Annotated in this window: 10 protein-coding genes; 9 read left to right on the top strand and 1 reads right to left on the bottom strand. The window is 60.8% G+C overall.

Annotated features, from left to right (window positions below; all coding sequences use genetic code 11):
* Positions 1-39: 39 nt before the first annotated feature.
* The gene (locus tag V6W80_RS22585; RefSeq protein WP_017639370.1) at positions 40-1,239 is read left to right on the top strand and encodes a glycosyltransferase family 4 protein; all 1,200 of its coding nucleotides are present in this window, start codon (positions 40-42) and stop codon (positions 1,237-1,239) included.
* Positions 1,240-1,242: 3 nt separating this feature from the next.
* On the opposite strand, the gene V6W80_RS22590 is transcribed toward V6W80_RS22585, so the two are convergent.
* Positions 1,243-2,106, bottom strand: coding sequence for an isocitrate lyase/PEP mutase family protein (locus V6W80_RS22590; RefSeq protein WP_068384639.1), 864 nt, complete (start codon positions 2,104-2,106; stop codon positions 1,243-1,245).
* Positions 2,107-2,404: 298 nt separating this feature from the next.
* Here V6W80_RS22590 and V6W80_RS22595 point away from each other — a divergent pair, with 298 nt between their 5' ends.
* The 8 genes from V6W80_RS22595 to V6W80_RS22630 all read left to right on the top strand — a co-directional run bounded on the left by V6W80_RS22595 (position 2,405) and on the right by V6W80_RS22630 (position 11,843).
* On the top strand, positions 2,405-3,613 hold the full coding sequence (locus V6W80_RS22595; RefSeq protein ID WP_338545423.1) for a methyltransferase: 1,209 nt from the start codon (positions 2,405-2,407) through the stop codon (positions 3,611-3,613).
* Positions 3,614-3,751: 138 nt separating this feature from the next.
* Positions 3,752-3,964 (top strand): hypothetical protein, encoded by a 213-nt coding sequence (locus V6W80_RS22600; RefSeq protein WP_017639367.1) that lies wholly within the window; start codon positions 3,752-3,754, stop codon positions 3,962-3,964.
* 470 nt (positions 3,965-4,434) lie between these two features.
* Entirely contained in the window at positions 4,435-5,844 is a 1,410-nt protein-coding gene (locus tag V6W80_RS22605; protein WP_017639366.1) for an undecaprenyl-phosphate glucose phosphotransferase, read from the top strand.
* Between the two features lie 156 nt (positions 5,845-6,000).
* On the top strand, positions 6,001-6,438 hold the full coding sequence (locus V6W80_RS22610; protein WP_017639365.1) for a low molecular weight protein-tyrosine-phosphatase: 438 nt from the start codon (positions 6,001-6,003) through the stop codon (positions 6,436-6,438).
* Positions 6,439-6,453: 15 nt separating this feature from the next.
* Positions 6,454-8,670, top strand: a complete 2,217-nt coding sequence (locus tag V6W80_RS22615; protein ID WP_017639364.1) for a polysaccharide biosynthesis tyrosine autokinase — start codon at positions 6,454-6,456, stop codon at positions 8,668-8,670.
* 201 nt (positions 8,671-8,871) lie between these two features.
* On the top strand, positions 8,872-9,747 hold the full coding sequence (locus tag V6W80_RS22620; RefSeq protein WP_338545424.1) for a glycosyltransferase family 2 protein: 876 nt from the start codon (positions 8,872-8,874) through the stop codon (positions 9,745-9,747).
* Entirely contained in the window at positions 9,740-10,480 is a 741-nt protein-coding gene (locus V6W80_RS22625) for a WecB/TagA/CpsF family glycosyltransferase (protein WP_017639362.1), read from the top strand. The genes V6W80_RS22620 and V6W80_RS22625 overlap by 8 nt, the downstream gene beginning before the upstream one ends.
* 85 nt (positions 10,481-10,565) lie before the next feature.
* Positions 10,566-11,843, top strand: a complete 1,278-nt coding sequence (locus V6W80_RS22630) for a hypothetical protein (RefSeq protein ID WP_017639361.1) — start codon at positions 10,566-10,568, stop codon at positions 11,841-11,843.
* Positions 11,844-11,865 lie beyond the last annotated feature (22 nt).

Here is an 11,865-nt window from a genome sequence, read left to right on the forward strand (position 1 = left end):
ACCAGCACTTGATTTCATTTCACGCTTAAGGAAGACGACATGAAAATCGCCATCGTTCACGATTGGTTGGTAACCTTTGCTGGCGCCGAACGCGTGCTCGCCGAACTGCTCGACATCTGGCCGGAGGCAGACCTGTTCAGCGTGATCGACTTCCTTTCGGACGAAGATCGGGCGCAGCTGCAGGGCAAGCAGGCGACGACCACCTTCATCCAGCGCCTGCCGCAGGCCAAGAAGCGCTATCAGACCTATCTGCCGCTGATGCCGCACGCTATCGAGCAACTCGACCTGTCCGGCTACGACCTGATCATCTCCAGCAGCCATGCGGTGGCCAAGGGCGTCCTGACCGGTCCGGACCAGCTGCACATCAGCTATGTCCACTCGCCCATCCGCTACGCCTGGGACCTGCAGCACCAGTACCTCAAGGAAGCCGGGCTCGATCGCGGCCTGAAGGGCAAGCTGGCACGCGTCATCCTGCACTATGTGCGCATCTGGGATCAGCGCACCGCCGCCGGCGTGGATGCCTTCGTCGCCAACTCCCACTTCATCGCCCGGCGCATCAGCAAGGCCTATCGCCGCGAAGCCAAGGTCATCTATCCGCCGGTCGACATCAGTCGCTTCACGCCCAGCGGCGGCAAGGACGACTTCTACCTGACGGCCTCGCGCATGGTGCCCTACAAGCGTATGCCCATGATCGTCGAAGCCTTCAGCTCGATGCCCGACAAGAAACTGGTGGTGATCGGCGCCGGCCCCGAATTCGAGAAGGCCAAGGAGGTCGCCGGTCCCAACGTCACCCTGCTGGGTTACCAGGACTTCGACTGCCTGCTCGACCACATGCGCCGAGCGCGGGCCTTCGTCTTCGCCGCCGAGGAAGACTTCGGCATCACCCCCATCGAAGCCCAGGCCTGCGGGACCCCCGTCATCGCCTATGGTCGGGGTGGCGTGCTGGAAACCGTGCGCGGCCTGGATGCGCCCCATCCCACCGGCGTCTTCTATCCGGAGCAGAGCGTCGCCTCGCTGTGCGCCGCCGTGCGCCAGTTCGAAGCCCTGGAAACGCCGATCAGCCAGCAGGCGTGCCGGCAGAATGCCGAGCGCTTCGCCACCAAGCGTTTCCGTCAGGAAATGCGTGCCTTCGTCGAAGCCCGGGTTGCCGCGCTGCATCTGCCCGCCGACCTGGATCTGGAGATCGTCACGCCCTTTCCCAGCAAGGGTCTGCAGCCGAGTTCGCTGAGCACCGCCTGATCGTTACTCCTTTACGTCCATGAATTCCCGCGCCCAGACTCGATACTCCTGCAGTGTCGAGTACTTGGTGGACAGTTCGGACGCGGACAGGTCGGACGCGGTGATGTCGCGCTGCTCTCTCAGGCAATCGTAGGTTGCCTTGATCGCCGCGAAGTAGGCGGCATGACCATTCACCACCACCCGCACCCCGGCCTTGGACAGGCGGGCGTTGTCGCGCAGCTGGGGATTGCCGTAGGTCACCAGCATCACCGGCACGCTCAGGTGCTGGGTGATCTCTTCCAGATGATCGAAGTCACGAATCCCGACCATGCAGATGCCGTCCGCGCCCGCCGCCTCATAGGCCTTGGTACGGGAGATGACCTCTGCGGTGCTCAGTTCGGTGGCGTTGGTGCGGGCAAAGATGCTCAGGGCTTCGTCGATACGGGCTTCCAGCGCCCCCTTGATCTTGCCGATGCCCTCTTCGACGCTCACCAGGTCGGTGGACTTGCGGCCATAGCCGGCCGGCAGCACGGTGTCCTCGATGGTCAGGGCAGCCACCCCGGCGCGCTCGAGTTCGGTGATGGTACGCATGACGTTCAGGGCATTGCCGTAGCCGTGATCGGCGTCGGCGATGATGGGCAGCCGGGCGACCCGGCCGATGCGTGTGGCCTGTTCGACGAATTCGCTCAGGGTGATCAGGGCGAAGTCCGGAGCGGCGAGCACCTGCAGGGAAGCCACCGACCCGCCGAGGATGCCCATTTCGAAACCGAGGTCGTTGGCGATGCGCGCCGACATGGGATCGAAGACGGACGCCGTGTGGTAGCAGCTGTCCGATTTCAGCAGGGCTCTGAACGCTAAGCGCAGCTTGTGCGGGGAGGTTGGCTTCATAGAATTTTCCTTCTGGGATAAACCGAACAGACAATGTTAGCGCGACAAGTAGTGGTCACACGACCAGATGTCCGGCTTTGAGATAAATCGATTCATCCAACTGACCCACGGTCGCCGTTCGGCCTCGCCGCTCAGGCGCCGCAAGCCACAGGTCGAAACTCGCGGAGAACGGATCAGCCCGGGTAACCCGCCGCTTGGCCAGACGCTGGAGATTTCGATACCCAAGCATGCCCGGGCAAAGTGACAATAGTGGCCAGGCTCAGCCTTTCTGCCAATCCCGTCATTGCCCAATGCCATCATGCTTGCTGCCGACTTTCTAGACCGCTTCACCGCCCTGGATCTTTTCCTGACCCGGCATCAGCACCTGTGGCGGCCCAGACCCTTCGTCGAGCGTGAGCTGCCCTGGGAGTCGAGCTGCCCGGAACTGGCCGATTGGTTGCGCGCCCGCAGCCTGGAAGCGGCGGAGGCGGCCCATAATACCCCTCAGCTCCTGGCTGCACCCGAACCCTTCCACTCCCTGGCCAAGACCTCGCTGGCGCTCACTCAGGTCCCCGAATACCAAGACGCTCCTGGCCGCAATCTGTCCGGCAGGCAAGACGTCGACGTACCGGGGCGCAAGTGGCTGCAGATCGAGGCCTTCAGCCGCAAGCTGGACTTCCAGCAACCGGTGCGGCGCTGGGTCGACTGGTGCGCGGGCAAGGGCCACCTGGCCAGGCACCTGACCTATCAGGGTGCGCCAGCGGTCTGCCTGGAGGTCGATGCGGCCCTCGTCGTGGAAGGCGCAAGGCTCAGCCACCGGGCCCGGGCCTCCGTGCACCATTATCAGGCCGATGTGCTCCAAAGGCTGGCAGGCGACCAGCTTGGCAGCCGCGACACACCCGTCGCCCTGCATGCTTGCGGCGACCTGCACACCCAGTTGCTCAGGGTGACGGCAGCGCGCGGCTGTCAGCAACTGGCCCTGGCGCCCTGTTGCTATGACCGCATCTCCGCCGAGGTGTATGGCCCCTTGTCCGCGCCGGCGAAGGCCTCGGCACTGCGGCTGGACCGGGAAGCCCTGCGTCTGGCCCTCTGTGAAACCATCACCGGCGGGCAACGGGTACGCCGGGATAGAGACCTGTCCATGGCACGACGGCTGGGCTTCGATCTGCTGCAACGCGAGGTCACGGGGCGCGATGTCTATCTCAATACGCCGCCACTGCCCAGCCACTGGCTGCGCCAGCCCTTCGCCGCCTTCGGTGAAGAGCTGGCAAGACGCAAGGATCTGCTGCTGCCGAACGGAATCGACTGGTTGCTCTGGGAAAGGCGAGGCTTCCAGCGGCTGGCGGAAGTTCGTAATCTCGAGCTGTTGCGCGGCCTGTTCCGCCGTCCCCTGGAGCTCTGGCTGGTATTGGATCAGGCGCTGTTCCTACAGGAGCAAGGTTACAGAGTGACGCTGGGGACCTTCTGTCCAGCTCACCTGACACCGCGCAACCTGCTGCTGACGGCGGAAAAACCCTACTCGGCCTAGGCTCACAGCCGCTCTATCCTGCACGTTTGTCGGAATCTGCGCGACGGAATGTAAAAAATACCTTTTGGTGATGGACTTCTCACAAAGTCTGCACAATAGTTAGGTTGCAATCTCGCAAAAAAAGCAGGAATAACAAAAATGCGCTACTACCTGCCCGTTTGGACCGGCGTCGCCGGTTGCCTCGTCTTCGCCCAAGCCCAGCTGCCCTGGCTTGCGGTGGCCTCCCTCCTCGTCAGCTGGTCCTTCTTGCTGTTCTCGCACGACAACGCAAGGAATTCAGCCTGGCATTCCAAGATCTCCACCCTCCCCGTCAATTCCCCCTTGAGCTTTCAGTCCCATCATCGCCATTGAGGCGTGCTCCAGGCCAGGGACTGGCCTACACCCGACCTGACGGGTCTGGCTGTCTCATTGTTTGGTGAAGCAGCGCACAAATCCCGTATCCCGCATTAAAGTCCGACGGAACGTTTTCCTCCTTTCTGCTGCCCGGACAAACCGCTCATCGCACCCTGCGACGAGAGAAGTGTGCCGGCCGTCCGCCCGCACTGTGACGCACTCCCTCCTTCTTTACATCCCCTCTCCTGCCGCACCTCGTCTGGCGTGCTATTTGCCCTGATTTGGGCTTGCTCGACAGCGCCTCCCCGCCTTTCTACCGTGTGAACCTCTTAATCAGTGCCGAGTCCTAACGTCGCTACAGCCATCATGGCATTTAGCGATCGGTGGCCAGTCATCGGTCCTAGAGCGCCATAGTGAACATTTCAGACGCTGGTAGCTGCCTCGCCCAGTTGAAAGTTCGTGCACGGTATACGCACAAGGATGGAACCATGAATTTGAAAGAACGCGGCATTTTGCATACGAATTCCTCGGCAATCTCGCTCGCACACCGCCTGCTCGACCTCGCCGTGATCACGCTGAGCGCCTACGTGGCAGGTACCTGGGCGTCGGAAACCGGCATGCGTCCCGAGCATTGGGTCGTCATCTTCCTGTCCTTGCTGATCTTCCATTTCCTCACCGAGCTGAACCACGTCTATGGTTCCTGGCGCGGTGAACGCATCACCGATGAACTGCTCAAGATCGCCACCTACTGGGTGCTGACCTTCGCGACCGTGTTCATGGTCGATTACTTCTTCTTCGACCAGTCCTACCTCTCGCCTGGCGTGATGCAGGGCTGGCTGGGCCTGACGCTGGGTACGCTGTGCGGCTATCGCGTGCTGCTGCGCTCGATCATGCACTCCCTGCGCAAGGCCGGCATCAACACCCGCAATGTCGCCATCGCCGGCAACGGCATGGTCGCCCAGCGCCTGGCGCACACCATCAGCACCGCGCCCTGGATGGGCCTGCGCATCGCCGGGTTCTACAGCGACAACCAGGACACCGGTGAAGAAGGCGTGCCCAGCCCAGTGCTGAATGGCGGTCTCGACCGGCTCATGCAGGACGTCCGCTCCGGCCAGGTCGACAAGGTCTACATCACGCTCGGCATGGCCGATCAGAGCAAGATCAATTGGCTGGTCCAGGAGCTGAGCGACACCACGGCGTCCGTCTACATCATCCCGGACATCTTCATGTTCCACCTGCTGCATGCCCGCAGCGAAAGCCTCGATGGCCTGCCCAGCATCAGCATCTTCGATACCCCGATGGATGGCGCCAGCCACATCGTCAAGCGGATCGAGGACATCGTGCTGTCTTCCATCATCCTGGCCATGATCTCCCTGCCCATGCTGGCCATCGCCATCGGCATCAAGATCACCTCGCCCGGTCCGATCTTCTTCAAGCAGAAGCGCTACGGCATGGATGGCAAGCCGATCGAAGTGTGGAAATTCCGCAGCATGAAGGTCATGGAAAATGGCGCCAAGGTCACCCAGGCGACCAAGAATGACACCCGCATCACCCCGTTTGGTGCATTTTTACGACGTACGTCTCTCGATGAATTGCCTCAATTCATTAATGTACTCCGCGGCGAAATGTCCATCGTCGGTCCCCGCCCCCATGCCGTCGCTCACAACGAGCAATACCGCAAGCTGGTGCAGGGCTACATGCTCCGCCACAAGATGAAGCCCGGCATTACCGGTTGGGCTCAGGTCAATGGCTGGCGCGGCGAGACCGATACCCTGGACAAGATGCAGAAGCGGGTCGAGTTCGATCTGGACTATATCCACCACTGGTCTTTCTGGTGGGACGTCAAGATCATCTTCCTCACGCTGTTCAAAGGCTTCATCAATAAGAACGCATACTGAGACCGGCCGGGGCCATTGGCCCGCCCCTCAGCACGACGATCTGGAGCCTGGACTCCCGACCCTAATTACATCGGCAGCAAGCGATCCCTGGAGACAGGCATCGCTGGCTATCTGCCGTCGATACCTGTTGTCCGGACAACAGGAAGGTTTTGAAGAATGATCAAGTCGATATTGGTTGTATGCGAAGGGAACATCTGCCGCAGCCCGGTCGCAGAAGCACTACTGGCCAAGGCGCTGGAAGGCCGTGACGTCCAGGTCGGTTCCGCTGGCATCAGGGCACTGGTTGGCCATGGCATCGAGAAGAACGCACAAGAGGTACTACGGCAAAACGGCATAGATTTCACCACCCACCAAGCTCGCCAAGCGGATGCAGAGATGCTGCGCAAGGCGGATTTGATTTTGACCATGGAAGAGTTTCACTCACGCTCCGTCGAAAGTATTGCTCCTGAAGTCAGGGGTAAGGTTTTTCTGATCGGGAAATGGTTGAGCAATCAAGAAGTACCAGACCCTTATCGCCTTTCTAAAGAGATGTTTCAAAATGTCCACATACTTTTGACGCGCTGTGTAAACAGTTGGCTTCCATACATCAAATAGGGAAGAAGGAATTTCATGACCACGATGCCTCGCTTTACTCCCGAAGTTAAGAATGAGTCGGATATCAACTTTTCCGCACTCTTCGGTATGTTGATCGATTACAAATGGCAACTCCTGTCGGTAATCGGTATTTTCGCCGCGCTCGGTATTGGCTACGCCATCCTGGCCACGCCCATGTATTCGTCCAACGCCATGATCCAGATCGAAATGGAGAAGAAGGGCGTTACCCGACTGACCGATCAGACCAGCGGCATGCCGCCGCCCATGCCCGAGGCGGTGACCGAGATCGAGCTGCTCAAGTCGCGCTCCGTGATCGGCAAGGCGATCGAGAACCTCAAGTTGGATATCGAGGTCAAGCCGCGCTATTTCCCGCTGATTGGCAACTTCGTCGCGCGTCGTTTCGAGCCGCAGAATGAGACCGACGTGGCCTCGCCCCTGCTGGGTCTGAACAGCTTTGCCTGGGGCGGTGAGAAACTGGTCCTCGACCAGCTGGAAGTGCCTGACAGCAACCTCGACAAGCCGATGAAGCTGAAGGTCGAGGACAACCAGAATTTCACCGTCTTCAATGCCGATGACGAAGTGGTGCTGCACGGTGGCCTCGGCCAGCCGGTGAGCAATGCGGGCTACCAGATCAAGGTCGCCACGCTGCAGGCTCGCCCGGGCACCGAATTCACCATCATGAAGAAGCGTTTCTCCAAGACCATCCAGGAATACCAGGGTCGCATCGTCGCCGGTGAGCGCGGCAAGATGTCGGGCATCATCGGTGTCGGCCTGCAGGATGCGGATCCGCTGAAGGCCCAGGCCATCGTCCAGGAAGTCGCGGACATCTATGTTCAGCAGAACATCGATCGCAACGCCGCCGAGTCCACCCAGAGCCTGGAATTCCTGCGCGCCCAGATCCCGGTCGTGAAATCCGATCTGGAAAAGGCCCAATCCGCGCTGAACTACTACCAGACCAACAAGAAGTCGGTCGATATCGACAGCGAGACCAAGGGCGTCCTGGAGCAGACCGTTGCGCTGGACAACCAGATCTCCGAGCTGAACCTCAAGCGCACCGAGATGGATCGCAAGTTCACCCGCCAGCACCCGGCCTACCAGGCGCTGATGAGCCAGCTGGGTCAGCTGCAAGCTGAGCGTGCCAAGCTGCAGAAGCGCGTCGAAGTACTGCCGGAAACCCAGCAGGAACTGCTGCGCCTGAACCGCGACATCGAAGTGACCGGCCAGACCTATGCGCTGATGCTGAACAAGGCTCAGGAGCTGGAAGTCATTCGCGCCGGTACCGTGGGTAGCGTGCGCATCATCGACAACGCCAACGCCAACGTCGATGACCCGTCCGCCCCCAACAAGCCGCTGATCATCGCCGTCGCCATCATCCTGGGCGGCATCGTCGGCCTGGCCATCGTCTACACCCGTCACACCCTGCGTCGCGGTGTCGAGACGCCGGAAGCCATCGAGCAGATCGGTCTGCCGGTCTACGCCTCGATCCCCTACAGCAAGAATCAGGCGGACACCACCAAGGTACTGGGCACCAAGCAGCCGGGCGAATCCTCGCTGACCGCTCTCACCCATCCGACCGATCTGAGCACCGAGGCGCTGCGCAGCCTGCGTACCAGCCTGCACTTCGCCATGATCGAGGCCAAGAACAACATCCTGATGATCTCCGGTCCCAGCCCGGGCGTCGGCAAGTCCTTCGTGTCCTCGAACCTGGCCGCGGTGATCGCCGAGTCCGGCCAACGCGTGCTGCTGATCGACGGCGACATGCGCAAGGGCTATCTGCACAAGCTGATGAACACCAAGCAGCAGGACGGTCTGTCCGATCTGCTCAGTGGTCGTATCGCCCTGAACGATGCCATCAAGAAGACCGAAGTCGGCAGCCTGGATTTCGTCTCCTGCGGCCAGTTCCCGCCGAATCCGTCGGAACTGCTGATGAGCCTCCGCTTCACCACCGTGCTGAAGAAATTCAGCGAGCTGTACGACATCGTGATCATCGACACCCCGCCGATCCTGGCGGTGACCGAGGCCGGCATCATCGGCAGTCACGCCGGTACCAGCCTGATCGTCGCACGTTTCGGCGTGAACAGTGTCAAGGAGCTTGAGGCGACCAAGCGCCGCTTCGACCTCAACGGCATTCCGCTCAAGGGCGTGATCTTCAACGCCGTGGAGCGCAAGGCCAGTAACTACGGCTCCTATGGCAATTACCACTACTCCTACGAGCAGAACGCCAAGAGCTGATGCACTACCCCGGCTGGACGGCCTGATCGCCGTCCAGCCGATCCCTTCAGGGATCGCGGCAGTATTCGTACAGGCGCATCGAACAAGAAACTACCTCACACAGCGATTTCGAAGGGTTTCCTCCTGAACCCGGCCACGCTTGGCAGCCTTGCATCTCGACGCTGTACCGGATTGATGATTCTGAAGAATAGGAACACGCCAATGAACGTAGTCATGGTGCTCAACTACAAGGCCCCCAACGAAACCATCAGTTGCGTGGAGAGCATCCTCAAGCACTGCCCGTCCATCGATCACGCGGTGGTGGTGGACAACGATTCCCAGGACGGCTCCATCGACGTCCTGCAACGCTGGCAGGCCGACAACGCCCTGAGCCAGGTCACCGTGCTCGCCAGCCCGCGCAACGACGGCTATGCCGGCGGCAACAACTACGGCATGCGCTGGGCGCTGGAGAATCTGGCGGTCAAGCATTTCTGGGTCGTCAACAACGACGCCTACGTCAAGGACGATGCCTTCGCCCCGCTGCTGGCCGAGCTGCAGCGCGCGCCCAAGACCATCGTCGGCTCGGTGATCCTGAGCTCCCAGACCGGGCGCCTGGAATGCTATGGCGGCGGCATCCTCTATCCACTGCTGGGCAAGTCCAAGCTGCTGGGCAAGGACATCGACGTCAGCGAGATTTCCCAGCTGGACCGTGAACCCGATTACATCATGGGTTGCAGCATGGCCTTCTGCGCCAGCCTGCTGACCGAGATCGGCTTCATGGACGAAGCCTATTTCATGTATTCCGAGGAAGTGGACTGGCAGCACCAGGCCAAACGCAAGGGCGTCGTGCTCAAGGTCTCACGCGAGAGCCAGCTCTATCACTACGGCTCCATGAGCTCGGGCGGTCGCAGCGCCTTCTATCACTACTTCCGTAATCGTGCGGCGACCCGCTTCAATCGTAAATTCCATGGCACTCCCTATGCGCTGGTGTCCGCCGTGCTCCTGTCCGGCATCACCGTGCTCAAGGAATTCAAGAATCCGAAATTGGCCTGGTCCGGCGTCAAGGGTGCCTTCAAGGGAGCGACGATGCATGTCTAACCTAAGCAACCAAGCCTTCGGTATCGACTTCTTCACCGGTACCAAGGACGAGCTGATGAGCTCGATCAGCCAGGACATCCATCGTCCCTACAGCTACATCGTCACGCCGAACATCGACCATGTCGTGCAGCTGCAGAGCAATCCGGACATGCGCGAGTCCTATCAGCGCGCCGGCAAACGCATCTGCGACAGCCGGATCCTGATGCCCATCCTCAAGTCGCTGGGCGTCGCCGTGCCCGAGGTCATCACCGGCAGCGATCTCACCCTGAGCATCCTGCGCAAGGCCAACGACGAGCGCCTGTCGGTGGTGCTGATCGGTTCGAGCGAGAATGACGTGGGCAAGCTGCGCCGGATGTATCCGCACATCCAGCTGGCGCACTACAACCCGCCGATGGGTTTCATCAACGATCCGCTGGAGACGCAGAAATGTGTCGACTTCGTGATGCAGAACCCTTCCGAGTTCATCCTCTATGCCGTCGGAGCGCCGCGCCAGGAAAAGCTCGCACGGCAGATCGACAGCAGCAAGCGTACCGGCGTCGGCCTGTGCATTGGCGCCTCCATCCTGTTCGCCGTCGGCACCGTCAAGCGTGCCCCGCGCTGGATGCAGAAGGCCAAGCTGGAATGGCTGCACCGGATGTGTTCGGAGCCCAAGCGGCTGGCCAAGCGTTACGTGCACGATGCCCTGAGCATCCTGCCCATCTATCTCAAGGAACGCAGCAGTCGCCGCACCTGAGGCGCTGCCCCCGCAGCATTCTCAGCCGCAAGGAAGATGACCACCGGACAAGCAGTCCGGTGGTCCCGTCTGGATGGGTAGGTCTATGAGCATTCTCCGTAAAAGTACCGTTTCCTTCGTTCTCCTGATCCCGTTGCTGATCCTGCACCTGGACGTGTTCGGCGAAAGCCCGCACAACCCGGTCGGCATCCTCTATCTGAACGAGTTGTATCTGGCCATCTGCATGGCCTTCACCTTCTTCTACCTGCTGACCAGCATTGGCACCCAGCAGCGCGAATTCAAGATCCTGATGACCTACGCCGTCTATTCGTCGGTGGTGTTCATCGGGTTGCCGGCGATCTTTTCCTTTCTGTTCTACGGTCAGCCGATCTTCTACGGCCTGATCGAAGAGCGGCGGATCCTGTTCAGCTTCGGTTTCGCCACCCTGATGTTCCTCGGGCGCAACATGAGCGCCTCGCAATTCGAGAAAGCCCTGCTGATCACGGCGCTGCTGGCAGCGGCCATGGCCTGGATGTTCAAGTTCGGCGCGCTGCCGGATCTGCGTGACAAGCAGTCCTCCTTCGACCGTCCGGACCGTTCTTCCATCGGCGCTCCGGCCCTGTGCCTGGCCTACTTCTACTGCATCCAGACGTGGAACAAGGGCATCTCGCCGATCGACGGCTCGGCGCGCAGCAAGACCGTGCACATCGTGCTGGCCATGTTCTTCCTGCTGACCCTGGTGTTCGGCACCCAGACCCGGCAGCTCATCGTGCTGGCACTCTGCTTCACCGTGTTCTGCCTGAAGAGCAAGTCGATCGTCTGGATCTGCGTCTCCGCCCTGCTGCTGTCGCCCTTCTTCATCTTCCCGGATCTGATGAAGGTGCTGGGGCTGAATCTGGACTTCTACGCTCAGTCGGTGGAAGACGGCCCCACCGATGGCGTGCGCGAGCAGACCATCGGTTACATCTTCTCCCACCTCAGCCAGAACCACTGGCTGCCCAGCGGCTCGCTGTCGCTGATGTGGAACAACGGCTTCATCCCCTACTTCGGCGAGTATTTCTTCCTGTCCGACGTAGGCGTGTTCGGCACCGTGTTCCGCTTTGGCTTCCTGGCCTTCATCATCATCCCGGTGTCGCTGTTCCTCTACTATCGCTGGGCGAAGATGCTGCACCCCGATACCGGTTTCGTGGTGACCGCCACCCTGGCCCAGCTGGTGATCTGGCCGCTGGCCGGTTTCTTCGAGTATCTCCAGGCCACCATCTGCTACCTGATGGTGATCCAGGCGCTACGCGCCCTGCATCACTACAGCTCCGCACCCGTCCAGGAGACCTACGTCAGCAGCCCCTACCCGCGTCCGAGCAGCCAGCTGGCTCGTTCGGTCTGATCCCTCGTGCCGCCCGGCGTCC

The sequence above is a fragment of the Pseudomonas benzopyrenica genome (genome assembly GCF_036884265.1).
In the GTDB taxonomy this organism is placed as follows: domain Bacteria; phylum Pseudomonadota; class Gammaproteobacteria; order Pseudomonadales; family Pseudomonadaceae; genus Chryseomonas; species Chryseomonas benzopyrenica.

Bases quoted from the DNA above. Each gene is read 5' to 3' on its own strand.
- V6W80_RS22585 (WP_017639370.1), top strand. From the start codon at position 40: ATGAAAATCGCCATCGTTCACGATTGGTTGGTAACCTTTGCTGGCGCC.
- V6W80_RS22590 (WP_068384639.1), bottom strand. From the start codon at position 2,106: ATGAAGCCAACCTCCCCGCACAAGCTGCGCTTAGCGTTCAGAGCCCTG.
- V6W80_RS22595 (WP_338545423.1), top strand. From the start codon at position 2,405: ATGCTTGCTGCCGACTTTCTAGACCGCTTCACCGCCCTGGATCTTTTC.
- V6W80_RS22600 (WP_017639367.1), top strand. From the start codon at position 3,752: ATGCGCTACTACCTGCCCGTTTGGACCGGCGTCGCCGGTTGCCTCGTC.
- V6W80_RS22605 (WP_017639366.1), top strand. From the start codon at position 4,435: ATGAATTTGAAAGAACGCGGCATTTTGCATACGAATTCCTCGGCAATC.
- V6W80_RS22610 (WP_017639365.1), top strand. From the start codon at position 6,001: ATGATCAAGTCGATATTGGTTGTATGCGAAGGGAACATCTGCCGCAGC.
- V6W80_RS22615 (WP_017639364.1), top strand. From the start codon at position 6,454: ATGACCACGATGCCTCGCTTTACTCCCGAAGTTAAGAATGAGTCGGAT.
- V6W80_RS22620 (WP_338545424.1), top strand. From the start codon at position 8,872: ATGAACGTAGTCATGGTGCTCAACTACAAGGCCCCCAACGAAACCATC.
- V6W80_RS22625 (WP_017639362.1), top strand. From the start codon at position 9,740: ATGTCTAACCTAAGCAACCAAGCCTTCGGTATCGACTTCTTCACCGGT.
- V6W80_RS22630 (WP_017639361.1), top strand. From the start codon at position 10,566: ATGAGCATTCTCCGTAAAAGTACCGTTTCCTTCGTTCTCCTGATCCCG.